Below are 23880 nucleotides of genomic sequence, written 5' to 3' on the forward strand. Positions count from 1 at the left end.
GTTGCGGCTGCGCACCTGCGCCAGCGCTGATCGCCCCACCGTGCCCTGCAATAGCAGCAGCGCCGGAAAATGTTGGCGCCCGAACAGCACGGGATTCCCCACCGCGCCTTGAATAATTGCGCCGCGATGAATTTGTCCGGCACCTCGTTCAGCGCCGACGCTAGCGCCCGAAACTCACGCGGCCGCATGAAAGGTATGCCGACCAGCGCCAAGAAGGCATGGCTGACGCCGGTTGGGCGAAGACCTGGCTATGGGGCGTTGATAAGCGGGCATCAATTCGCGAAGCCTGCGAGCGCGATCAGGGGAGCCGAGCATTCAAAGAGTTCCGATGCGCGTCGAACGACGCCGAGCCGGTGTGGCCGCGGAATTCCGTCCTGACGCCCCGACCAGGCCAGCAGCCCCGGCACCTGACAAGAGCCTCCAGGAAATAGCCTTCTGTAGCGGGACCTCGCGTCCCGCCAGATCACTCCGGCTCCTTCCTGAACGTGTTGATCCGAATCTCTCCGCCAAGAAAAGTTTCCGTGACCGACGAGATCACCTCGCGCTCCTTGAGCCAGCCGGCCAACTGGCGATTGAGCTCGTTGTCTTCAAGCTTCGGCGCCTTGCCGAACGTGGCGATATCTTGATACGGCATCGGCATAGCCCTGAGGACGTCGCGGATCTCGGGCACAGACAGCGCGGGGTGCATCCTGTTGAGAAGGGTCAGCTTGGTCAGGGTGTTCTCGGACCGAAGTACGACTGCCTTGATGAACTCGGCGCCAAAGTCGACGGGTGCCGCAAGCGTCCTGGCGAGCAGTGGTCCGACGACCGCAGCCAAGGATGGCGTACCCGCAACATATGCCTCATCGACATCGGCAAGGACATTGAGCTTCTGCGCATCCGTGGTTGAGGCGTGAAGGAGCTTGCTCCTGAAGTGGTCGTCGATCGCGTATTCCGACTTGGCAGCGGCATAAGCGTCGAAGTTCAGCGCAAGGAACTGGACTCGTAGCTCCACATCTTCGAGGTGCTGGAAATTAGCGGGCGTGAACGCGACCTTTCGTTCCTCGATCAAGATCTTGGTCTTGCTAGCTTCTACCTCCTGGAAAGCGCAGAAGTGCCTTGGAAGCAGGCGAACGTACGTCCGATAGAATTCGTGTCCGAGCGCGTTGTTCCCAACCACAAACTGCCGCAGAACCAGTGCTGGATCGCCGCTGGGAATTGGCTGCCGCGATAGCGTTGCCGCCGCCTTATTGGTCTGAATATACGCCGTGAGGACGCCCGCATCGTAGAATTCCGAGGACATGAACTGCAGGCAATTACCCCAAGTCGCTTCGACATGATGCCCCGTCAGTGCCATCCGTTGAAACTCAGGGGGAACATCGTTCAGACTCGAGAAGGTGACTGTCTGCCTGCTAAGGAAATCTGCACGCACATCGTGCTCGACGTCCTCACGCTCTAGCACCTGCACTATAGCCGAAACCCCCTCCTCGGTGTTCGTCGCCGAGCCTAAGAGGACGTCGCTCACATAGGTAGAGAAATCCGAATCGATGCGCTTTAGCAGCGCCGTGTCGTTCACTTCGTTCAACGTGGAGAGGTGCCGCTTCTCTAGCGCCTCCATCATATCTTCGCCAGAGAGGTGGCGAACTATGCATGCGAGGTTGTCGATTGAGATGCGGTAGAGACCTTCCTGCGCGACGAACGACAGCGCGTCCGGGAACTCCACTAGCTTCTCGACTTGATCAATCTCGACTTCCAAGGAGCGAAGGAGGCTAAGGCTAAAATCCACCCGTTCCGCTAGCACGCGATCTGCATTGGCGGCGAGGAACTTGCTCAGTGCCTCTTTGCTTGTCGGGCGCCGCAACACCTCATCGGATGCGTGGGCAAGAATACGGACGACGTGCGACGGTCCATCACTCTCATCGATAACTGCAGAGGCGAAATTCTGCCACTTGGTCAGAACCGTCCTGACAAGCCTGTCTACGTGGGTGCCTGATACGTAGTAGGTGCGGAAGAAGTCACCGCACGCCTGGAACTTGGTGGAGATGAACCCTACGGCGGCGGCTATGCGTGGCGCATTGGCCGACTCGTCAGAGAACAGATGATCAACGATCGAGCGATTCAACACATACGCTTGACCGAAGTCTCCTGGCCGCATCGAGGCTACGACTCGGCAACGTTGTCCAACGGAAAGTCTGGAGGTGGAGTGTTATAGGCGCGGATCTTGATTAGGAAGCTGTTGTCTTTCGGAGACAAGCGCCCGCTGTGGAACAGTGATATGTACTGGTAGTAGGTATCGTCGATGTAGCCCTCAAGTACCAGGTACTTGAGGAGATCTACGTTCTCAGCAATCTCGGCGAACACCTGATCGATCAGCCTTGGGCTCTCGCGAACGACCTCGTTGAATCTTCGGGTACGTAGAGAGGACACCTTGGTCTCGAGCTCGCTTATCAGCTTCTCGGACTCTCTGCGGAACTTGGCTGACTTGTTCCCAATGTCGGCCTTTCGGTCTTCGAAAAATCGAGTCGGATCCACGGAGGACTCGAGGTCCGCTAGATCCAGAGGTACGCGGCTTGGGTAATAACCTTGCCTCTGGGTGTTCACCGATAGCTTCTTCTTCTGGAGGAGCTCCTCCAGCACGCCGTCTTCCGTGAGCTGGCCCATCCTTACGGCAACATCTTGGATGAAAAGCTGCTGCGCGTTCTCAGGGAGACGCTCGATCACGGCCATCGCGTAGACCTTGCGCAGGTCGGCTTCGTCTCTAAGCTCTTGCTCGTCCCCGGTCGCGATACGCGCTTTGATCTGCGCGATTTCACCACGGATTTTCTGCTCGGCCTTCGCAAGGAACTCATCATGCCGCCTTAGAACCGTGGCCAGCACGCCCTCCTGCCGGTGCAGCGCAGCGAAATCCTTGGGCATGACATTCTTGTAAATGAGGATCGCCAGGAGCTTGTTCGCGTCCAGGCGCCCATCTTCGTCGGCCGTGAGTTTGGCGTCATAGACCACGTACTCATTGACGATGTTCTGAATCAGGCGGAGATCGCTCAGATAGCGGGAAACCTCGCGGAGGAACTGAAGATCCAGGCCTTCCAGGCCGATACGCTGGCTATGTTCGAGGAATTTATCGATCGAGTTCGAATGGTTGATGACCGGAACGATCGGCACGATGAATTCGAAAAACTTGGTCCGATCCGTGTTGACGAATATGTCGTCGCGCAACGCGTACAGGAACCTCACCCGGCGCTTGATACCCTCATTCGCGTTGATGAGCCCGTTGATCTCCCTGAGGGAAACGAAGATATCGGGGTTCTCGAAGCGGTCCAGGTCCTCGATGACGACTAGGTCGTATTTCGTGGACTGGAAGAAGTACAGGATCTCGTCCAGGTGTCTGTTGAGGATGGATTCGTGGTCCGCCGCAGCCGGGGCGATCTGCACGTCCTTCAGGGATATACTCTTCAGAGAGAGTCCGAGACTGTTCGTGTATGCTCCGTGGATCGCCTTCCAGGCAAGAGCGCCGACGGCCAACGCGCTGCAATAATTGAACCATTTGAACGGCTCGAAGAACGTCCCTGCCAGGATCTCGCTCTGTTTGCTGAATAGGTACCAGCCACAGATCAGCCCGACAGTGATGATAAGCGACGTCCCGATCGAGATCCGTTTTGGAACCTTGATCCTCTTGAAGCGGGAGAACGGGAGCTTGTCCGCGTCGACCCCATAGAGGATCTGCTGGAGGATGCTGCGTTCGATCTCCTGCTTCGTCACACCGTCAGCCTCCCCTCCATCCTTCTTCGCACCGTCCGGCACGAACGACGCCAAGGAAAGCTGCAGATACGGAGTCTTGTACTGCGCGAGAAAGGTCTTGATGACGCTGCTCTTGCCGGAACCGTAAGGACCGGTAAGCGCGATGTTGAGCACGTCGTCCTTTAGGATCGCGGCATTGAGCGCATCCAGGTAGATCTCTGCTCCGTCAGAGAGTTCTTTCGGCGCGAGATCGACGAACCTCGCATCCGGCGCCACTGCCGGTCTTGCCTTGCGGAGCTTTGCGCCGGCTCCGGACTTGCCCCCGCGTCAAAGCGGCGGCAAGTCAGTCATTCTGCCGTGGCAAGTAGGCATTGTGAGCTGGCGGCGAGTTTTATTTAGGGGAACGAGCAGACGGCCAAGGCGCAGATTGGCGACAATGCAGCCTTTCTGAACACCTTGATGCTCAATCGGGCCAGGTCAAGATGCCAGCTTCGCGCGCCAGCCAGACCTCTTCAATCGGAGTTTCGGTGATCTCGTTGGACATGGCAGCTTTCCCCAGCTCCTCGATTAAGCGTTCCGCCACCGTGAATTCCTGTCCGGGATGCAAGTTGCAGGGATCGAGGAAGAAGTGGCCATGCTCGATTTCATGACCGCGCACGATGACCGGGCGGTCGCCGCCAGCGAGGCGACTAGCTAGGTCCTACGCGGAGATATGGGCTTCCTGCGGATTAACCTTGACCTTCATTCGGTCAAGAGGATTGTTGGTCGGATCAGGAACGATTGTGGCAGTAATCCCCGGTTTTCCCGTAAGAGCCTGGTTCCACACCTCGAGCGCGGCGCGTTCGCGGGCTCGGATACCTTCGTGATCGCGGGTCTTCCAGGCGGTCATTGCTGACATGACGCCTACAATGCTCTCCTTGCCCACCTTCATGCCACGGCCGATGCCCCGGTTCTGCAGATAAGTCGCACGGACTAGGTCCTTGCGGCCGGCGACAATGCCGGAGGTGGGGCCGCCCAGAAATTTGTGGCCTGACCAGATCACAACATCAGCGCCCATGGCCAGCACCGTAGTTAGGTCATATTCGGATGCCGCATCGACAATCACCGGAATACCCCTGTCGTGGCACACATCGATGAAGGTCTTCAGAGGCACTTGGGCGTAATCGACTACATGATGGGAAATCACGAAAACCGCCGCCGCAGTGTTCGCGGTGATAGAGGCATTCAGCTGGTATGCTGATGCGGAGGTGGCTTGCCCCACCGGCACGACCTTGGCACCCGACAAGCGGATCATCTGCTCAACGGGGGCACCAAAGCTGATCATGTGGCCGGACAGTATGACCACTTCGTTCTTGAGCTCACCGGTGTCCGGTAGGCGCTCGATGGCCAGCAGGTCTGGACCGGTGATGGCAGCTGCCACGGCAAGCGTGATCCCTGAAGCGCAGGACGCCGTAACGAAACCAGCGTCGGCGCCGGTCATCTCGGCGATGACTTTGCTTGCCTGTTTGTGCAAGGCGGTCATTTCAAAGAACTGGCTTAGACTGCGAGACATAGCATCGATAGCTTCGGGCGTTACGATTGAGGCTCCCAGCGCTGTCATGGTGCCCGACACATTGATGACCTGGCACAGCCCCAAATCCTGACGAATATCATTAGGCACGACGGAACCTCCAAATGTGAGGGAGAATAGCGGGCTAGTCGGGCCACTTCAGGATGCCGACAGAGGATTTGACCGGGACCGCCATCGCGTCTGAAGGGCGCGGGGCGTCTAGAAGCTCGCCGAGGCGGATGGCGACGATTTCCGCCTCGCCGGGATGGAGATTGCAGGGATCGAGCCAGAAAATTCCCCGTTCCGCCTGATGGCCCCGAACCATGATCGGGGGCGAACCACTTGCCAGCGCCGACGCCAGCCCGTAGGCGCTAAAGCCGCTGGTGGGCAGGACACGGATTTCCAGCCGGTCCAGCGGATTGCTGGTGGGGTCGGGCGTGAGGCGGGCTTCGATACCGCGCTTACCGGCAAGTGCGGTTAGCCAGCGCTGGAGCGCGGCTTGCTCTGCCGCCCGGATACCGGCGTGGTCCCGCTCTTCCCAAGCTTCAAGCGCGGCCATGACGCCGGCAATGGTTTCCTTGCCCACCTTCATGCCACGTCCAACACCGCGGTTCTGCAGATAACCCGATCGCACCAGGCTCTTGCGTCCAGCAACGATGCCGGATGTCGGCCCGCCTAGAAACTTGTGGCCGCTATAAATGGCGAGGTCAGCCCCTTGAGCGATGAAGCCGCGGAAGTCATATTCGGAGGCGGCATCGACGATCACCGGCACGCCTTTAGCATGGCAGATCGACACAAATTCGGGTAGCGAAAGCATGCCATAAGCAATGGTGGAATGGGCAACTACGTAGATGGCTGCGGCGGTAGAGTCGGTGATGGCGTCCGCCACCTGATACGGCTGGGTTGAACTGACCGTTCCAGCAAAAACCGGTGTGCCTCCGGCGAGGCGGATCGCCTGGTCGATGCTGTTGCCATAGCCCACATCATGACCGAGCTGCAGGATGACTTCGTGCTTGAGCCCGGTTGTGTCGAGCGGCAGGCGCTCGATGCCCAGGAGGTTTTCTCCGGTTATGGCTGCGGCGACGGCCATAACGATGCCGCCAGCAGCCGACGCGGTGATGAAGCCGGCTTCTGCGCCGGTTACACGGGCTACAGTCGCGCTGGCGAGCCGCTGCAGGTCATCGATTTCCACGAACTGGGGCGCAATTTCGACCATCGCGTGGATAGCCTGCGGCACCATGATGGAGGCGCCCAGCGCTGTCATGGTGCCCGAAACATTGATGATAGGGCGCAGGCCAAGCCGCTCACGGATCGGAGTATTGCTGCGGTCGTTGATGATCGACGCCATAGTGGTGACCTTCTCTAGGCGCGCAGCTCGAAAATGGCTTCGATCTCGACCGTGATATTGTTGGGGAGGGAGGCTACTCCGATGGCCGAGCGGGCATGCTGGCCGATATCGCCAAAAACGGCGGTTAGAAGGTCCGAGCAACCGTTGATGACATCAGGGTGGCCGGTGAAGCTGTCGGTCGCGTTGACCAGGCCTAACAGCTTGACTACCTGGCTCACCTCGCTGAGGTCGCCGACGGCATCAGCCAGCACGGAAAGCAGGTTCAGGCCGGTCAGCCTAGCATGCTGGTAAGCCGCCGCCACGGTGACGTCCGCGCCGACCTTGCCGGTATGAAGAGTACCGTCGCGCTCGCGCGGACCTTGACCGGAAATAAAAATCAGCGATCCGGTATGAATGTAGTTCCGGAAGTTGCCGATAGGGGTGGGCACAGGTAGCAATTGCAAGCCAAGCGTTTCAAGGCGCGCCGAGGGGGGCATTGCGTTTCTCTTTCGATCTTTTAGTGGGCAGTGCTGCTGAAGCGCGACAGAAAGTTGCGCAGACGCTCATTGGTCGCGACCTCGGCCATTAGGGCGTCGGGGGCCCCCTCAGCGGAGACAAGTCCATCGGCCATGAAAACGATGCGATGGCTGGCGTCCCGGGCAAAGGCGATCTCGTGGGTCACCATCAGCATAGTCATGCCGTCCTTGGCGAGTTGGCGAACGACATCGAGCACTTCGTTGACCAGTTCCGGATCGAGCGCGGAGGTGATTTCATCAAGCAGCAGGATCTTGGGATCCATAGCCACGGCGCGTGCAATGCCGACGCGTTGTTGCTGGCCGCCGGACAGCTCGGATGGCAATGCCTGCGCCTTGTGCGCTAGCCCGACGCGGGACAACCAGTGGCGCGCTATTTCCTGGGCCTCCCTGAGGGGTTTCTTGCGCACCCGCCTCAGGCCAAGCATGACGTTTTGTTCGGCGGTCAGGTGTGGGAACAAGTTGAAGCTTTGAAACACCATGCCGGTTTCCGCGCGCATGCCAGCGAGGTCTATTTCGCCCCGACGTTTGAGGCCGGCGCTATCGACATATCCCACTTCGCGGCCGTCGATCTGGATTGAGCCGCCATCATAAGCTTCAAGAAAATTGACGCAGCGCAAGAGGGTGGTCTTGCCGCTGCCCGACGGGCCGATGATGCTGACAACCTCGCCGGCAGCGACGTTGAGATCGATGGATTTGAGCACTTGGTTGCTGGCGAAGGACTTGCTTAGCTTACCGATCTGCAAAAGGCTGGTCGCGCTCATGCGGTCACTCCCGAATATATGAATAGCGCCGTTCCAGCACCTTGCTCAGGGTGGACAGGCTGTAGTTGATCGCGAAATACATAAGGGCGCCCAAGATATAGAGCGGTAGCGGCTCATAAGTGCGTCCGATGACCTGGTTGATGGCCTGCATCAGGTCGACCACGCCAAGGAGTGAGACTAGGGCACTGCCCTTGACCGCATCCGTGACGCCATTGAGCCATGGGGGTAGAAAGCGGCGCATAGCCTGAGGGAAGATCACATAGCGCAGGCGCTGCGGAAAAATTAGTCCTATGGCCATGCCGGCTTCCATCTGGCCGCGGGGAATGGACCCTACGGCGCCGCGGACATACTCGATGACATGTGCTGATTTGAACACCGTGAGGGCCAGTACGGCCGCCCAGAATGAGCTCAGATTGAGCCCCAAAGGAGGTAGGCCGTAGTAGACAACGAAGATCAGTACCAGGATCGGGATGCCACGAATGCAGTCGCTGAGCAGCCGGATCAGCCAGCGCAGCGGCCTTGGACCATAGATCAGCCCTATGCCGAGCAGCACGCCGACCACCAACGACAGGGCCACGACGATCCCTGAAACCAGCAAGGTTATGCCCAGGCCGTTCATTAGGTAGGGCAGGGAATAAACGACTGCGTCCATGTCAGCGCTCCACTCTGAAGCGCCGCTCAAGCTGTCTTAGCCCGAACAGTATGAGATAGCCGGTGACGACATACAGCACAGTGGTGACCGCATAGACTTCGACGATTCTGAAGGTCTTGTTGTTGATCCATTGTGCTCCATAGGTGAGTTCGGGCACGGCGATCACCGAAGCGATGGATGTGTCCTTAAACAGTGAGATGAAGGTATTAGACAGCGCCGGCAGCGTGATGCGCGTCATGGTGGGCAGACGCACATACAGCAGGCGCTGCCAAGGCGTCAGGCCAATTGCCTTGCCGGCATCCAGCAGCCCCTTGGGCACGGCTTCCAACCCGGAGCGGAACACTTCCACGAGGTAAGCACCGGAATAAAGCGACAGGGTGGCGACAAACGAGACTGGGGGGCTGTAAGAGATATTGACCGCGGTCGGGAGGCCATAAAAGACGAGATAAACGAGCAGCAACAACGGCACGTTGCGGATAAACTCCACATACCCGGAAATAACGGTGCGCGCGATACGACCGGCCGAGACATACCAGATAGCTAGCACCAGACCGATGACTGCACCGATCAGGATAGAAATGAAGGCGAGCCACAGACTCAGCAGCAGGCCTTCAGCCAGTTTGTCGAAATTGGTCCAGATCTGGTTGAAGCTTAGTTGATATCCCATGCCGCCTGCCATTCACCTATGTGTCCGCAACTCCCGGAAATCGGCAGCCAGCGAGCAAGCCGCTGGCTGGTTGTTGCGGGCTAAATTGTCGGGAAACCGGGAGTGCGTACGGGGGCGTCGAGGCCAAAATACTCCTTGAAGGCGGCATCGTAGAGGGCCGTTTCATGACCGAACATCGCGATTGTGAAAGCAGTGTTGACGAAATTAAGCCAGTCAAGGTCGCCCTGCCGTAGGGCAGCCCCGTAGAGCATAGCGCGCCAAGACTTGCCGCTGTCCACGTACCGGTCGGGATTACGCGCTACTAGCCATTTCACAGTGGACAGATCAACGGCCGCCGCGTCGACTCGGCCCGCTTCGAGCGCTTGAATGACGTTGGCTTGGGTGTCAATTTGCATCACCTGGGCCTCAGGCAGAACCTCGTGCACGCCTTCTTCCGCATCAACATTCTGCAGGATCGAAACGCGGGTGTTGGCACCGCCGGCGAGCAATTCATCAAAGCTCTTCATCGTGCCACGGGGGCTGGTCAGCAGCGAAACACCCTCGACGTAGTAGGGGCGGGCAAAGGCAATGATCTGAGCGCGAGCGCCAGACATGGTCATAAACTGAATCGAGATATCGACCTTGCCGGTGACTACGTTAGGGACGCGTTGCGCCGCATCCTGCAGCACAAACTCAACCTTGGTTTCGTCGTCGAACAACGCCTTGGCGAGTATTTTACCCATGGTGATGTCCATGCCGACCAGTTCGCCAGCTTCGTTCTCGAAGTGCCAGGGCGCATTGGTGCTGCCGGTGCCGACAATAAGGCGGCCACGCTCAATGATGGTGCGCAGCAGGCTGTCACTGGCGGACTGAGCGGCGGCTTGTTGGGCGCTGAGAGCCACCAGCCCCATGCCGCCTGCGAGTGCGGCGCCAGTCATTCCGATCTTCAGAAATTCCCTGCGTCTAGAAACGTCCGTCATCTTCGCCTCCATTGCGATACCATCTCGTCGGAACTTGCCTACACGAGTTTGTCTTGTATATCGGACAGTATTCCGATATTTGAGACGCTAATTACAATATCTGCGGTTTGCAATAGGGATGCTGCAGCACGAGCAATGGGCGAACCGGGGATGATGGATGGCAAGCCGTTGGGAAGCCGCGAGCGCGGCGTCGACCGGGTGCTCAAATTGCTCGCTTTTCTGCATGAATGCGGGCGGCCGTTGCGCTTGGCCGAGCTGCCTAAAGCCCTCGGCGCTCCGCGTTCGACTATTTACGAGCTCGTCCGGGTGCTGACAGAATCCGGAATTCTCGAACTCTCCGGCGAGGATAACAAGGTTTATTTCGGCAAGCTTATGTATCTCTACGGCATCAATTACATGCGGGAAAACGAACTGATCCAGCGCGGCTCTGCCGAGGTTGACGCCTTATCTCGATTAACAGGTGAGACTAGTGAACTTTGCGTGCTGAACCGGAATCGGCAGGCGATCGTTCATACACATCCGGGATCCCGGCCAATGCGCATCAGTTCTCAGGCCGGTGGGCAGATACCGCTCCCTTGGACTGCTTCCGGCCGTCTGTTGCTAGCCCATATGACGCCTGCTGAGATCGAAGCTCTGGTGCTGCCCGAAGATCTGGTCCTTCCTGACAAGCGCATCGTCAGCATGGAGGATTTCGTTGAGGATTGTATCCGTGCCCGCGGCAGCACAATCGTAGCAACGAGCGGGCTGATCAACAGCTTCACCCAATGCCTGGCGTCGCCAATTTTCGGCGTGAACGGGGAGGTGCAAGCCACGATCTGCCTGGTGCTGCCCATGGATATCTCCAATGAACATCGGGCTGAGGTGCAGCGAATGCTAATTTCCAGCAGTCGCAACTTATCCATTGATACTTAGGCCCGTCTGCAAACAAGTAGCGGAGTAAGTTGAGGCCGTTGTGCTTTGCGCTGAAAGCCCTCAGGTTGTGCCTCTGGCAAACTGAACAGATCACTGAGTGATTTTCGCGAACATACTTGGATTCGGGATTACAATGGGGGTCAGCCCATCTTGCAGCCTCAACATCGAACGGCCGCTTTTGATCCCTTGTACCTAGAAGCTGACGGTCTTCTATCGGCCCCTACCCTGCCCTTCGATATAGCCACCTGTAGTCAGTTTCGGAGCCATCACAGCGACCTTGGATCGTTGGTTCTGGATTGCCCCTCCAGTCCAAGCGGCAGCGGGCACTGCGATCTGGGCGTGAATGGCAAAATCATCATCCTCGCCCTAGACAAGCGGCTTCAACACAGCCGCGCCGTCCTCACCAGTTGGATGATCTTGGGAAAAGCCTCTGTGACGACCGGCCAACCGTTCAACGCCGATCACAACCCCGCGTGGACGGCCTGGAGATAGCACCGAGCCCGCAACATTTGGAGGATGCCGCCTTTGAGAATGGAGGCGATTGGGCTCATCCCGGCACGGTGCCTTTGTTGTGCAATCCTGGCCAGCGATCCGCCATGTCATGGGCGATCAACAGATGAAGCCCCTTGTAGATGCCGAGCATTGCGGAGACCCGGGTGACTTGATCCTGGCTGAGGGCTTGCACTTACCCTCCTGCTTCATGCGCTCCCAGGTGCCCCTTTGACACGTCGAGAAGCGCCGCGGCCTGCAGAGCCGTAGGCTTCCATTGTTAAATCAGCCGCTTGAAGGCTTTCAAGCAACCCTCGGCAGCCTCGCGCGATTAAACTCGCTCGAAATTTCTGCCGGTCCATTGCCGCAGGTATTGGAAAAGATCGATCTCGAGCGTTGCACGCCTCGCTCAGTGGCGACCTCTCCACCAAACAACCTCAGGCGCTTCGCAGATATCATTACGGGAATGCTGTTGCCCTCAATCCCCCGCAGGCTTCTGATAAGGTGCCCATGCTCGTGGAACACCCGGCGCTTAGTAGGCAGCTCAGAGTGTCAATAAGGCACATTAATCTTGTTACTTTCTTTTTTCCGAGCGATGCTTCTGCACTAGTATTTTCAGTGAGTGAAGCGATGCCGAAGGACAAACAACTGCCAATCTCCAGATTCGCGCGTCCGAACAAGGCGGTTTGGCTTGATGGCTGCCTGCCGGGCGTCATCCTCAAAGTGGATGGCGAGTTTTGCTTGGTAAGGTCAAAGACAATGAACGAAGAGGGTTTGGAGTCGTGGGGCGAGCCATTTTGGGTGGAAGCCTACACCGGCCCCCTCTTGGGCACTCCACCCCGAGGTGAAGCCGAGATATGGCTGTCCGAAGTCGCTGCCCTCGCGCCAGCGCCTCATCCACCACGGCCGGCCAGCAAAAGAGCTAAAGAAGCGCAGGCCGACATGTTCTGGTAGTCTTTCTTGAGCGCCACGGTATGACGAGAGGTGCTCTTGATTGACATTCCGAGGCCGCGGACTGATCCCGATAGATGCTGCATCGAGTGGGCCACGAACCTGCAGAAGGAAAGAGGAAACCACGGCTACTCTGCCTCCCGGGCGCCGCGGCGTCAGCCTTGCCGCCCTTTGTGCCTCGCGCACCATCATCACGCCCCCGGGGGTAGAGGACATCGGTGCGCAGGGCTGGAGGTGGAGATTCCGCAAGAGGACGCCTTTAACGATGGGCTCGTACTCGACGCTCTGCGTGACAGCTTTATCAAGCGCACCGCATGCTGATCGCGACTACGGCCCTTCTGCTCACCTCTTTGCCCGCCTGCGCTCAGCCGAAACCGGGCCGTCAGCAGCCGGCATCCTACAACGAACAGCTGAGGCAACTTTCGACAACCCCTATGCCACATCGTACCAGGAGAACTCATCCACGAGAGAATGCAGCAGCATACACTAGCCAAGGAGGAGACGATGTTTATACGGACTGTGGGGCCGGACGAGGCCCAGGGCGAAGTGGCATCGATCTATGCGAACGAAGTCGCGTCAACTGGACGTGTCATGCAGGCCACCCAATGTTTGTCAGCCAGACCTGACATTCTGCCGCCGGTTGAGCATTTGCTGCACCAGATCCGGGACGGGTTCTCTCTGGGGCTGATCAACTTCCGCCTTATCACCTTGATAACGGCCAAGCACGTGCCTTCGAGCTATTGCTCTCACGTCTATTTCAAAGCGCTCTCGGCGATGATCGGGCGCGAGCAGACGCTGGCGGTGCATCGCGACTACCGAAACGCCGGGCTGACAGAACAACAAGTAGCCATGCTGGCCTATGCCGAGCAGATCACGATCAATGCTTCGCACATAACCCAAAGCAATATTGACGCGCTGCGCGCCGTCGGTCTGAGCGACCTCAACATCGCCGACATCGCCCTGGCCGCCTCGTTCCGGAACTTCGTAAGCCGCTACTTCGACGCTGTTGGGGCCAAAGCCGAGCCAGAGTTTCTGGACGGGGACTCCAACGTTCGCAACGAGTTGTCGGTCGGCGGTCGCTGACGGAGACGCCTAACCGGCCCGTTGCCGCCGTTCAGCCAGTCCGATCAAGCTCCTGAAAGCGGCTGTTCTGGTTCGGCGCCCCGGAACGGCTTCTTGCTGGGAAAGCGGACTGGCTGCTGGCGGTGCGCAGTCGCGGAAACCGGACACCGCTTTTCTCGCCATTATCTCAGCTGTTCGGCCACCTTTGTCGCAAGCAGTTCAATACCCTTTGTGACCATGCCAAAGGGCTGGCGCCCAATTTCGATCTGGCCGACATAGCGTGAAGCGCCGGTGACTTCAGCGAGCGCCGACCACTTGTCGAGCACCTTTTGAACCGAGCCACCAACGTGAGTGCCTTCGGGCGTGAGCATCTAGGATAGGTGGGGTGGTATCTGCCCCCTCAACATCGGATCCGAGGGCAGAACTTTGCGCGACTCCGGACCAGAACTTTGTGCGACAGATGTCTGCGGTGCAGAAAGCGATCAAAATTCAAAGGGATGCCAGGACCCTAGGGCAGAACTTTGCGACATTCACCAACAATTTTTTTGATCATTGTGGTTTCCTGGACAGTTTCCACATTAGGCCCGCCTGTTTCCGCATCCCGGGTGCACACTTTCAAATCATGAGATGCGCCCAAAGGTTATGAAACGTCCGTTAGTGTTGAACGAAAGGACGCAACAGTTCCGCTCTCAACGTTGAGCGCAAAGTAAAACCCCGGAGAACCGGGGTTTTTTCATTTTGTAAGTTCAGGCATATGGCTGGGGTGAAGCCGACACGGTTTGGCGTGGCGTTGAGCAGGAACGACTACCATGGGGTGGCAAGCGGTCTGTCCGTTTTAAATCGTCGACACCGGAAAACGGACAGCTCGGATCTACCGCTTCCCCAAACTCCAGGTACTTCGCTGACCGTGCTGTTAAGGTGGACGGGTACATCAAATGGATCAGCGCCACTGACTCTGCCTCGGGTATGATTGTCCCTGAAGACCGGAAAACCGGCGTAGGGTACTGGAGGGGTTTGTGGAGATACTCAGCATCAACGAGGCTGATGTTGTGCAGACTTGCCTTATGAAGGCCGGGTGAAGCTTCATGCTAGAGCTGCGCAACATAGGCAAGCTGGCCGGCGCCGAGCAGCATTTGAGCGACATCTCGCTTAAGCTGGAGCGGGGCACACTGAACGTCCTGCTGGGTCCCACCCTTTCGGGCAAGACCAGCCTGATGCGCATAATGGCAGGTCTTGACCGGCCATTATGCGGCACCATTCATTTCGACGGACAAGACGTGACTGGCGTGACGCCGCAGAAGCGCGATGTAGCGATGGTGTTCCAGCAGTTCATCAACTATCCGACGATGACCGTTTACGAGAACATTGCTTCGCCCATGCGGGTGGCAGGCGCCGATCGCAAAGCTATCGACGAGGCAGTGCAGCGCGCTGCGGGCCTGATGAAGCTTACGCCTTATCTCAGCCGCATGCCGCTGAACCTCTCGGGCGGCCAACAGCAGCGCACGGCCCTAGCGCGGGCGATAGTCAAGAATGCCGCCCTTGTGCTGCTGGACGAGCCATTGGCCAATCTCGACTACAAGCTGCGTGAGGAATTGCGCGCCGAGTTGCCGCGCATCTTTGCTGAAAGCGGCACCATTTTTGTTTATGCGACCACCGAGCCGTCCGAGGCCCTGCTGCTGGGGGGCAATACGGCCACGCTTTCGGAAGGCCGGGTCACGCAGTTCGGCCGGACCATCGATGTGTTCCGGCGCCCCAATGACCTCGTGACGGCACGCACTTTTTCCGATCCACCGCTCAATTCCATCCTCGCGCGCAAGATGGATGGGCAGTTCATATTGGGCGAGCAATTAACCCTGCCTGTGCCGGCGGAGCTTGGGCTTGCGGATGGCGAGTACACCATCGCGTTCCAGCCGCACCATCTTTCGCTTGGCCAATCCAGCCCGAACGCTGCGGCGTTGCGCGCCGAGGTTTCAGCGATCGAGATCACCGGATCGGAAAGCTTTGTGCACCTGCGCTTTGGGGATGCACGCTGGATCATGTTGACGCCCGGGGTGCAGAGCTTTGCCGTGGGGCAACCCATCGAGGCCTTTCTCGATCCGCGCCTGCTGATGGTGTTCGACGAGCAGGGCCGGCGGGCCGGCAATATTCAGGCTGAAGCGGCATAGGGGAAGAGACATGGCACGCATCGATCTCGATCATATCCGCCATTCCTATCTCCCCGATCCCCAGACCGATGATGATTTTGCGCTGAAGGAAGTGCACCATGGCTTTGCCGATGGCGGGGCCTATGCCCTGCTGGGTCCATCGGGGTGTGGCAAGACAAGCCTTCTCAATATCATCTCGGGCCTGGTGGCGCCCTCGCGCGGGCGGGTGCTGTTTGGCGGCAAGGACGTGACGGATTTGCCGACCGAGCGGCGCAACATTGCCCAGGTGTTTCAGTTTCCGGTGATCTACGACACCATGACGGTGTTCGAGAACCTAGCCTTTCCCCTGCGCAATCGTGGCGTAGATGAGGCCGATATCAAGCGGCGCGTGTCGGAGACGCTTGAGATCATCGGGCTGGCGGATCGGGCTCACAAGCGCGCCCGCAGGTTGACTGCAGACCAGAAGCAGAAGATTTCGCTTGGCCGCGGGCTCGTGCGCCAGGACGTCAATGCGATCCTCTTCGACGAGCCGTTGACGGTGATCGATCCCCATATGAAATGGATGCTGCGCAGCCAGCTCAAGGAACTGCACCAGCGCTTTGGCTACACTATGGTCTACGTCACCCATGACCAGACCGAAGCCCTGACCTTTGCGGACAGTGTCGTGGTGATGTTCGAGGGCCAGATCGTGCAGATCGGAACGCCGGCGGAATTGTTCGAGCGGCCCAGCCATACTTTCGTCGGCTATTTCATCGGGTCGCCGGGAATGAATGTCCTGCCCATCAAGCTCGAGGGGCAGACAGCGCATCTGGGTTCGCAGCAGATCAGCCTGCCCCGATCAGCACACCCGCAGGGTGGCGCACGCATGGAGCTTGGGATCCGGCCCGAATATGTGCGCGTGGGGGATCAGGGCATTCCGATCCAGGTGCGAACGGTGGAAGACATTGGGCGGCACCGGATCGTGCGCGGCGTGGTGGAAGGGAGCGACATAGCGGCGATCGTGCCGGAACATGACGAGATCCCGGCCGAGCCGCGCGTCATGTTCGATCCCAAGGGGATAAACATCTATGCCGATTCCTGGCGCCAGGCGCTGGAGGGGTAAATGGAAAAAACCTGGAACAACAAGGCCTGGTTTCTGGTGCTCCCCGTTCTGGTGCTGGTGGCGTTCTCGGCCATCATTCCGCTGATGACCGTGGTGAATTACTCGGTCCAGGACACCTTCGGGAACAACGAGTTCTTCTGGGCAGGGCTGGACTGGTTCGACGAGACGCTGCACTCGGACCGTTTCTGGGAAGCCTTGCAGCGCAATCTGCTGTTCTCGGCCATTATCCTGGCCGTTGAAATTCCGCTTGGCATCTTCATAGCCCTCAACATGCCCAAGCGCGGCTGGGGCGTGCCGGTGTGCCTGGTGCTGATGGCATTGCCGCTGCTGATCCCGTGGAACGTGGTGGGCACGATCTGGCAGGTGTTCGGGCGCGTGGATATCGGCCTGCTGGGGCGTGGTCTTTCAGGCCTGGGCGTGGACTACAATTATGTGCAGGACCCATTCGACGCCTGGGCGACAATCATTCTCATGGATGTGTGGCACTGGACCAGCCTTGTGGTGCTGCTGTGCTATGCGGGACTGGTGTCCATTCCCGATGCCTATTACCAGGCCGCGCGCATCGATGGGGCCTCGCACTGGAGTGTTTTTCGCTTCATCCAACTGCCCAAGATGCAGCGGGTGCTGCTGATCGCAGTCCTGCTGCGGTTCATGGACAGCTTCATGATCTACACCGAGCCGTTCGTAGTGACCGGCGGCGGACCGGGCAATGAAACAACGTTCCTGTCGATCGACCTGGTCAAGATGGCGATCGGGCAATTCGACGTGGGCCCGGCGGCGGCCATGTCGTTGATCTACTTCCTGATCGTGCTGCTGCTGAGCTGGGTGTTCTACACCGTGATGACCAATTACGGCCAAGGGAGCGATGCATGACGGACCGCCCGATCACAGCGGAATCCATGACGGTCCAGGCGCGCTCTACCGCCCCAAGTGCCGCGGTCAACCGGCTGCGGCGACCGCTGCGGCTCGGCTGGCTCGTGCCCACGTTTTATATCATCTTCCTCTTGCTGCCGATCTATTGGCTCCTGAACATGAGCTTCAAGACCAACCAGGAGATCACCGGCGCCTTTACCCTCTGGCCGCGCAACTTCACCCTGCGCAATTACAGCGTCATCTTCACGGACCCCAGCTGGTACTCGGGCTACATCAACTCGATCATCTATGTGGTGCTTAACACCATCATCTCGCTCGCGGTGGCGTTGCCGGCCGCCTATGCCTTTTCGCGCTATCGGTTCCTGGGCGACAAGCACCTGTTCTTCTGGCTCCTCACCAATCGCATGGCGCCACCAGCGGTGTTCGCCCTGCCGTTTTTCCAGCTTTATTCGGCATTCGGGCTGATCGACACCCATATCGCCGTGGCGCTGGCCCATTGCCTGTTCAACGTGCCCCTCGCGGTGTGGATCCTGGAAGGCTTCATGAGCGGGGTGCCCAAGGAGATCGATGAAACGGCCTATATCGATGGCCACTCATTTCCGCGGTTCTTTGTGCGCATCTTCATGCCGCTCATCGCTTCGGGGATCGGGGTGGCTGCGTTTTTCTGCTTCATGTTCTCCTGGGTCGAACTGCTGCTGGCGCGCACGCTGACGACAACGGATGCCAAGCCGATTTCGGCCATCATGACCCGCACGGTATCTGCCTCGGGGCTCGACTGGGGCGTGCTGGCGGCCGCCGGGGTGCTGACAATCATTCCGGGCGCGCTCGTCATCTATTTCGTTCGCAACTACATCGCCAAGGGCTTTGCCCTGGGCCGGGTTTGAGGAGAGTGCGATGGACTTTTCCTGGATGGCGTGGACCTGGCCGACAGCCGCCTTCTTCGGGATGATCGCGATGCTGCTGATCGGCACGGGGATCTGGGAGTGGCGTGTTCCGGGCGGCAGTCCGAGGGTCGGCCTCCTGCGCTTTGAAACGACGCGTGGCGATCGCCTGTTCATATCGCTGCTCGGCAGCGCCTTTATCAATCTTGCATGGCTGGGGCTGCTCGGGCCCGAGCTGTGGTGGAGTCTCGCCCTATCGGTGGCCTACGCAGTGTGCGTATTCCGCTTTGTCTAGGGAGAGTTCCGGCCGGAGATAACAGCCAAAAGACTGGTCTGCGGCGCCGCATAGCAATCCAAGGGAGGATGAACGAATGCGTAGGCATCTACTGAAATCAACTGTGGCGGTGATGGCGCTGATCGTGGCCAGCCCCGCCTGGGCGCAAAGCATGGACGAAGGGATCAAGTTCCTCGATGCCGAAATTGCCGACATGTCCACGCTGAGCCGGGAGGAGCAGGAAGCGGAGCTCAAATGGTTCATGGATGCGGCGGCGCCGTTTGCGGGCATGGACATCAAGGTGGTGTCCGAAACCATCACGACCCATGAATATGAATCCAAGGTCTTGGCGCCAGCCTTCACCGCGCTCACCGGTATCCAGGTGACGCATGACCTTATCGGCGAGGGCGACGTCGTCGAAAAGCTGCAAACGCAGATGCAGTCGGGCGAGAACATCTACGACGCCTATGTCAACGATTCCGACCTGATCGGCACACACTGGCGCTACAAGCAGGCACGCAGCCTGACCGACTGGATGGCAGGAGATGGCGCGTCCGTCACCAATCCAAACCTGCATCTGGACGATTTCATCGGGATCGACTTCACGACAGCCCCGGATGGCGAGCTCTACCAACTGCCGGACCAGCAGTTCGCCAATCTTTACTGGTTCCGCTACGACTGGTTCAACGATCCGGCCATCCAGGCCGAGTTCAAGGAGAAATATGGCTACGATCTAGGCGTGCCGGTCAATTGGAGCGCCTATGAAGACATCGCCGAGTTCTTCACCGGCCGTGACATGGGCGAAGGCCCGATCTTCGGCCACATGGACTACGGCAAGAAGGACCCTTCGCTGGGCTGGCGCTTCACCGACGCCTGGCTGTCCATGGCCGGCAACGGCGACAAGGGCATTCCCAACGGACTGCCGGTCGATGAATGGGGCATCAAGGTCGACGAGAACTCGCGCCCAGTCGGCTCCTGCGTGGCGCGCGGTGGCGACACCAACGGACCGGCCTCGGTTTATGCCATCACCAAATATCTGGAATGGCTCAAGGCCTATGCGCCCCCTGAAGCACAGGGCATGACCTTCTCGGAGTCCGGACCGGTGCCGAGCCAGGGCAAGATCGCCCAGCAGATGTTCATGTACACCACGTTCACCGCTGACCTGGTCAAAGACGGCCTGCCGGTGATGAACGAGGATGGGACACCGAAATGGCGCTTTGCCCCCTCCCCGCATGGCGTTTACTGGAAGGACGGCATGAAGCTGGGCTACCAGGACGTGGGCTCATGGACCATCCTAGAGTCAACTCCGATGGATCGCGCCCAGGCGGCTTGGCTTTATGCGCAGTTCGTGTCGTCGCAAACCGTGGACGTCAAGAAATCGCATGTCGGTCTGACCTTTGTGCGTGAATCCACCATCCGGCACGAAAGCTTCACCGAACGCGCACCTAAACTAGGGGGCCTCGTGGAATTCTACCGCTCGCCGGCGCGCGTGCAGTGGTCGCCCACGGGCACCAACGTGCCTGACTATCCTAAGCTCGCACAGCTGTGGTGGCAGGCGATCGGAGATGCGTCCTCGGGGGCCAAGTCACCCCAGGAAGCCATGGACAGCCTTTGCGCCGAACAGGAACGCGTGATGGAGCGCCTGGAGCGTGCGGGCGTGCAGGCCGATATCGGACCCGCACTGGCCCAGGAGCATGACCTGGCCTATTGGAACGCCGATGCCGTCCAGAAGGGCAATCTCGCCCCGCAGCTGGCGATCGAAAACGAAAAGGAAGAGCCGATCACCGTCAATTACGACGAGCTGGTCAAGAGCTGGGCCGACGCTAGCGCCGCATCTAATTAGATAGAAATAGAGGCGGGATCTCAAGATGCCGTCTCTTCATCACTGGTGAAGGGCCCGCTGAACCGCTGAACAGCCGGGCCCGAACGGTGCACAATGACATCACGCCCCCGCACACCTCCTGCTCTTGCTAAGCAGTACATCAACTCAATCATTAGGGTCACAGGCTAGGAATACATAGCGGCGCCTTCCTGGTGAATGGCGGCTTTGGGAACTTGCGAATTCCACTGAACGACAGACATGGGGTCGACTGCTGCCGGGCGGTAGCGGGGTGGGAAGCGGGCCGGCATCATTCAGCAGTTATGCGCGAGATAGCTGCCGGCCTTATCCGCAACGTGAATGTACTTACGGGGGCTTCCAAGCAAATCGATTACCATTACAGCTCCAGAGTGAGATGCGTCCAAAAACTGGCCCGGATCTGCAAACCGAGTTCCTGGGTGGATTTCCACCCACCCAAATACGGCGGACGGGTCGTCTCCTTCCCATTCGGGAAACAAGCGCTTACGAAATCGTACTCCGGGGTTCCCCGCCGGCTTGTTGCGGTGCTCCAAACCCCTTCATTCTCCCTTTGGCAGCTTAACGAAGCGGCCCTTTAGAGGAGGACAAGGATGACTTTGCGAGGGAATGCGTGGCTGAGGCGAGTCGAGCTCGTGGCAGCGTTGATGGTGGGCGTTTCGACACCTGCGCTTGCCGAGTTGTCGACCGCTGTTCGCACGACAAGCCACGATATCGATGGCCTGGAAGCGCCCGCCGAGATCATAGTTGATCACTGGGGCATTTCCCACATCTATGCCGAAAACGAGCGGGATGCTCTTTTTCTCCAAGGCTACAACGCCGCACGCGATCGGCTCTGGCAGATTGATCTGTGGCGGAAACGCGGTCTGGGGCAACTGGCTGAGAGTTTCGGAAAAGAGTATCTCGAACAGGACAAAGCAGCCCGCCTGTTCCTCTACCGGGGTGACATGGACGCCGAATGGGCCGCCTATGGTGACAAGGCCAAAGGCTACACGGAAGCCTTCGTTCAGGGCATCAACGCGTATGTTCAGGAGATACTCGATGGCGAGCGAGAGATGCCCGTCGAGTTTGAAATCTCTGACAGCGCACCGGCATTATGGGCCCCCGAAGACGTGGTTCGCATCAGGAGCCATGGCTTAACACGCAATGTTTCTTCGGAGGTGCGCCGCGCTCAGGTCACTTGCGCTGCAGGGCTGGAAGCAGATGCGCTTCGCAGCAAGCTGGAACCTGAATGGAAGCCGCAAGTCCCCGAAGGGCTCGATCCTTGCTCCATCCCATCCGACGTTCTGAAGCTCTATAGCCTGGCTACGCAGAATGTGAGTTTCCAACCGCGCAGCGGCGGAGTCGCGATGGTGGATCACGACGCCTTCCTGCGCCAGTCGGAAGCGAATACCCACATCATCGGCTCAAACAACTGGGTGGTGTCGCCCGAGCGCACGGAAACGGGTCGCCCACTTCTCGCCAATGACCCCCATAGAGCCCATGGCGCCCCCTCGCTGCGTTACATTGTGCATCTAAACGCCCCCAACATGTCGGTCATTGGCGCAGGCGAGCCCGCTTTGCCCGGGATCTCGATCGGGCACAACGGAACGATCGCTTTCGGGCTCACGATCTTCGCGATCGACCAAGAGGACCTGTACGTTTACGAGCTCAACCCGGACAACCCCAACGAATACCGGTATGGTGACGGTTGGGAGGCGTTCGAGACCATGGAGGAAACGGTTGCTGTAAAGGGCGGTGGCACTGAAACGGTGCAGCTCAAGTTCTCACGCCATGGGCCCCTACTCGACATTGATGAGGAAAACAATCGTGCGTTCGCGATGCGCACGGTGTGGCTTGAGCCCGGCACATCAGCCTATTTCGGTTCTGCCGACTACATGGCTGCAAAGAACTGGGACGAGTTCCTGTCTGCAATGGATCGCTTTCAGACGCCATCTGAGAACCAGGTCTATGCTGACGTGGAAGGCAACACCGGCTGGGTGCCTGCGGGCATGACGCCCAAACGCGATAATTGGGACGGCTTGATGCCGGTACCTGGTGACGGCCGCTACGAATGGGGCTTTTTCACCCGCGCCGACCTGCCTGTCGAATTCAATCCCGAAAAAGGTTGGTTCGCAACAGCGAACGAAATGAACCTTCCGCCGGATTATCCGATTGACGAAAAGCGAATTGGCTTCGAATGGTCCGACCCCTCCCGCGTTCAGCGAATCGCTGAGGTGCTTAGCGCGGACGACAGCTTCTCGCTGGCCGACGCCATGGATCTGCAGACGGATGATACGAGCATGCTTGCTCGGCGGGTCATCTCGCTTGTCCAGGATCTAGAAGTGCCAGAAGGGACGCCGCAGAATGTTATGCAGGCGCTCGAGCTACTTCGTGGTTGGGACGCTGAGCTTGACGCGGATAGCCCGGAGGCCGTTGTTTACGAGATTTGGCTTGGCCGCTACCTAGGCAAGGCCACCGTCGCCGTTGCCTCGCCGGAAGAAGCGCGCGAGATCATTGGGGCGGGAAGCACAGGCGCGGTGCTTGATCTGCTCGAAAACCCCGATGAACGGCTTGGCACAGATTCAGCAGCATCCCGCGACGCCATACTGGTCGAGAGTTTGGCCAGCGCACTTGAAGAGGTTGAGGGCCTACTCGGTCCGGACCAGTCGCAATGGGCATGGGGCAAGCTGCACCAAGCCGAGTTTGTGCACGAGCTGACCCCCTTGGCAGACCAAGCGCTTAAGGACCAGATGCGAGTCGGTCCGCTTGCAATGGGCGGTTCGGGGAGTACCCCACGGGCAGCAAGCTACAACACGGACTTTACCGTGACGGCGGGTGCCTCGTTCCGCATGGTGCTCGATGTAGGCAATTGGGACGCGAGTCGGACGATCAACACGCCCGGTCAATCAGGAAACCCGTTCAGCCCGCACTATCGAGATCTTGCGCCATTGTGGGCGGCTGGTGAGTACGTACCCCTGCTGTATTCTCGCGCACTGGTGGAGCAGAATGCCAGCCAGCTGATGCAGCTCAAGCCGGCCGAATAACGAAGTCTGGTACAAAACGGGCGCCTGAATGATGGGGTGCCCAAGCCAGGCTGCTATCATTCCCTCTCAATATGACTGGGCCCGCCTCACCGGCGGGCCTTTTTTCCTCGGGGTAGAACCCGTCTGAATCTCTCGGCTGGCTA

General features: G+C 58.9%; 20 protein-coding genes and 1 pseudogene. 10 read left to right on the forward strand and 11 right to left on the reverse strand.

Going from position 1 to position 23880, the window contains the following annotated elements; translation table 11 throughout:
* Positions 1–463: 463 nt before the first annotated feature.
* The 9 genes and pseudogenes from AC3YMN_RS09510 to AC3YMN_RS09550 all read right to left on the reverse strand — a co-directional run bounded on the left by AC3YMN_RS09510 (position 464) and on the right by AC3YMN_RS09550 (position 10168).
* Positions 464–2101 carry a hypothetical protein gene (locus tag AC3YMN_RS09510; protein ID WP_489889839.1) on the reverse strand — a complete coding sequence of 546 codons (1638 nt, stop codon included), beginning with the start codon at positions 2099–2101 and terminating at the stop codon, positions 464–466.
* 38 nt (positions 2102–2139) lie between these two features.
* A complete protein-coding gene (locus tag AC3YMN_RS09515; protein WP_489889840.1) occupies positions 2140–3993 on the reverse strand; it encodes a YobI family P-loop NTPase in 1854 nt (617 codons plus the stop codon).
* 187 nt (positions 3994–4180) lie between these two features.
* Positions 4181–5377, reverse strand: a pseudogene (locus tag AC3YMN_RS09520) (aminotransferase class V-fold PLP-dependent enzyme).
* A gap of 34 nt (positions 5378–5411) precedes the next feature.
* Positions 5412–6614: an aminotransferase class V-fold PLP-dependent enzyme gene (locus tag AC3YMN_RS09525; protein ID WP_489889841.1), complete on the reverse strand. Its 1203-nt coding sequence runs from the start codon at positions 6612–6614 to the stop codon at positions 5412–5414.
* A gap of 14 nt (positions 6615–6628) precedes the next feature.
* Entirely contained in the window at positions 6629–7090 is a 462-nt protein-coding gene (locus tag AC3YMN_RS09530) for a RidA family protein (RefSeq protein WP_489889842.1), read from the reverse strand.
* Positions 7091–7110: 20 nt separating this feature from the next.
* Positions 7111–7890 carry an amino acid ABC transporter ATP-binding protein gene (locus tag AC3YMN_RS09535; RefSeq protein ID WP_489889843.1) on the reverse strand — a complete coding sequence of 260 codons (780 nt, stop codon included), beginning with the start codon at positions 7888–7890 and terminating at the stop codon, positions 7111–7113.
* A gap of 4 nt (positions 7891–7894) precedes the next feature.
* Entirely contained in the window at positions 7895–8542 is a 648-nt protein-coding gene (locus tag AC3YMN_RS09540; protein WP_489889844.1) for an amino acid ABC transporter permease, read from the reverse strand.
* A 1-nt stretch (position 8543) separates the two neighbouring features.
* Complete coding sequence (locus AC3YMN_RS09545) at positions 8544–9209, reverse strand: amino acid ABC transporter permease (RefSeq protein ID WP_489889845.1); 666 nt, start codon at positions 9207–9209, stop codon at positions 8544–8546.
* Between the two features lie 80 nt (positions 9210–9289).
* Positions 9290–10168: a transporter substrate-binding domain-containing protein gene (locus AC3YMN_RS09550; protein ID WP_489889846.1), complete on the reverse strand. Its 879-nt coding sequence runs from the start codon at positions 10166–10168 to the stop codon at positions 9290–9292.
* Positions 10169–10303: 135 nt separating this feature from the next.
* On the opposite strand from AC3YMN_RS09550, the gene AC3YMN_RS09555 reads away from it, so the two are divergent.
* A complete protein-coding gene (locus AC3YMN_RS09555) occupies positions 10304–11080 on the forward strand; it encodes an IclR family transcriptional regulator (RefSeq protein ID WP_489889847.1) in 777 nt (258 codons plus the stop codon).
* A gap of 547 nt (positions 11081–11627) precedes the next feature.
* Here the strand turns inward: AC3YMN_RS09555 and AC3YMN_RS09560 are convergent.
* Entirely contained in the window at positions 11628–11765 is a 138-nt protein-coding gene (locus AC3YMN_RS09560; RefSeq protein WP_489889848.1) for a hypothetical protein, read from the reverse strand.
* 200 nt (positions 11766–11965) lie between these two features.
* Between AC3YMN_RS09560 and AC3YMN_RS09565 the strand changes: the two genes are divergently transcribed.
* A complete protein-coding gene (locus tag AC3YMN_RS09565) occupies positions 11966–12523 on the forward strand; it encodes a hypothetical protein (protein ID WP_489889849.1) in 558 nt (185 codons plus the stop codon).
* A 501-nt stretch (positions 12524–13024) separates the two neighbouring features.
* Positions 13025–13603 (forward strand): carboxymuconolactone decarboxylase family protein, encoded by a 579-nt coding sequence (locus AC3YMN_RS09570; protein ID WP_489889850.1) that lies wholly within the window; start codon positions 13025–13027, stop codon positions 13601–13603.
* A 161-nt stretch (positions 13604–13764) separates the two neighbouring features.
* Here AC3YMN_RS09570 and AC3YMN_RS09575 read toward each other — a convergent pair whose 3' ends face one another.
* The gene (locus AC3YMN_RS09575) at positions 13765–13953 is read right to left on the reverse strand and encodes a hypothetical protein (RefSeq protein WP_489889851.1); all 189 of its coding nucleotides are present in this window, start codon (positions 13951–13953) and stop codon (positions 13765–13767) included.
* A 714-nt stretch (positions 13954–14667) separates the two neighbouring features.
* Between AC3YMN_RS09575 and AC3YMN_RS09580 the strand changes: the two genes are divergently transcribed.
* The 7 genes from AC3YMN_RS09580 (at position 14668) to AC3YMN_RS09610 (ending at position 23737) form a co-directional block, all read left to right on the forward strand.
* Complete coding sequence (locus AC3YMN_RS09580) at positions 14668–15747, forward strand: ABC transporter ATP-binding protein (RefSeq protein ID WP_489889852.1); 1080 nt, start codon at positions 14668–14670, stop codon at positions 15745–15747.
* Positions 15748–15757: 10 nt separating this feature from the next.
* Complete coding sequence (locus AC3YMN_RS09585; protein ID WP_127751904.1) at positions 15758–16828, forward strand: ABC transporter ATP-binding protein; 1071 nt, start codon at positions 15758–15760, stop codon at positions 16826–16828.
* Complete coding sequence (locus AC3YMN_RS09590; RefSeq protein ID WP_489889853.1) at positions 16829–17701, forward strand: carbohydrate ABC transporter permease; 873 nt, start codon at positions 16829–16831, stop codon at positions 17699–17701. It begins immediately after the preceding gene.
* Positions 17698–18585, forward strand: a complete 888-nt coding sequence (locus tag AC3YMN_RS09595; RefSeq protein WP_248305219.1) for a carbohydrate ABC transporter permease — start codon at positions 17698–17700, stop codon at positions 18583–18585. Before AC3YMN_RS09590 ends, AC3YMN_RS09595 begins: the two co-directional genes overlap by 4 nt.
* A gap of 10 nt (positions 18586–18595) precedes the next feature.
* Entirely contained in the window at positions 18596–18877 is a 282-nt protein-coding gene (locus tag AC3YMN_RS09600; protein ID WP_127751903.1) for a DUF2160 domain-containing protein, read from the forward strand.
* Between the two features lie 76 nt (positions 18878–18953).
* Positions 18954–20699 carry an ABC transporter substrate-binding protein gene (locus tag AC3YMN_RS09605; protein ID WP_489889854.1) on the forward strand — a complete coding sequence of 582 codons (1746 nt, stop codon included), beginning with the start codon at positions 18954–18956 and terminating at the stop codon, positions 20697–20699.
* 659 nt (positions 20700–21358) lie between these two features.
* Positions 21359–23737, forward strand: coding sequence for a penicillin acylase family protein (locus tag AC3YMN_RS09610; protein ID WP_489890185.1), 2379 nt, complete (start codon positions 21359–21361; stop codon positions 23735–23737).
* Positions 23738–23880: the final 143 nt, after the last annotated feature.

This window comes from Devosia sp. Z11_6, assembly GCF_058133665.1.

Coding starts and splice junctions, on each gene's coding strand:
- AC3YMN_RS09525 (WP_489889841.1), bottom strand. CDS start 6,614: ATGGCGTCGATCATCAACGACCGCAGCAATACTCCGATCCGTGAGCGG.
- AC3YMN_RS09530 (WP_489889842.1), bottom strand. CDS start 7,090: ATGCCCCCCTCGGCGCGCCTTGAAACGCTTGGCTTGCAATTGCTACCT.
- AC3YMN_RS09535 (WP_489889843.1), bottom strand. CDS start 7,890: ATGAGCGCGACCAGCCTTTTGCAGATCGGTAAGCTAAGCAAGTCCTTC.
- AC3YMN_RS09540 (WP_489889844.1), bottom strand. CDS start 8,542: ATGGACGCAGTCGTTTATTCCCTGCCCTACCTAATGAACGGCCTGGGC.
- AC3YMN_RS09545 (WP_489889845.1), bottom strand. CDS start 9,209: ATGGGATATCAACTAAGCTTCAACCAGATCTGGACCAATTTCGACAAA.
- AC3YMN_RS09550 (WP_489889846.1), bottom strand. CDS start 10,168: ATGACGGACGTTTCTAGACGCAGGGAATTTCTGAAGATCGGAATGACT.
- AC3YMN_RS09555 (WP_489889847.1), top strand. CDS start 10,304: ATGGGCGAACCGGGGATGATGGATGGCAAGCCGTTGGGAAGCCGCGAG.
- AC3YMN_RS09570 (WP_489889850.1), top strand. CDS start 13,025: ATGTTTATACGGACTGTGGGGCCGGACGAGGCCCAGGGCGAAGTGGCA.
- AC3YMN_RS09575 (WP_489889851.1), bottom strand. CDS start 13,953: ATGCTCACGCCCGAAGGCACTCACGTTGGTGGCTCGGTTCAAAAGGTG.
- AC3YMN_RS09580 (WP_489889852.1), top strand. CDS start 14,668: ATGCTAGAGCTGCGCAACATAGGCAAGCTGGCCGGCGCCGAGCAGCAT.
- AC3YMN_RS09585 (WP_127751904.1), top strand. CDS start 15,758: ATGGCACGCATCGATCTCGATCATATCCGCCATTCCTATCTCCCCGAT.
- AC3YMN_RS09590 (WP_489889853.1), top strand. CDS start 16,829: ATGGAAAAAACCTGGAACAACAAGGCCTGGTTTCTGGTGCTCCCCGTT.
- AC3YMN_RS09595 (WP_248305219.1), top strand. CDS start 17,698: ATGACGGACCGCCCGATCACAGCGGAATCCATGACGGTCCAGGCGCGC.
- AC3YMN_RS09600 (WP_127751903.1), top strand. CDS start 18,596: ATGGACTTTTCCTGGATGGCGTGGACCTGGCCGACAGCCGCCTTCTTC.
- AC3YMN_RS09605 (WP_489889854.1), top strand. CDS start 18,954: ATGCGTAGGCATCTACTGAAATCAACTGTGGCGGTGATGGCGCTGATC.
- AC3YMN_RS09610 (WP_489890185.1), top strand. CDS start 21,359: ATGGTGGGCGTTTCGACACCTGCGCTTGCCGAGTTGTCGACCGCTGTT.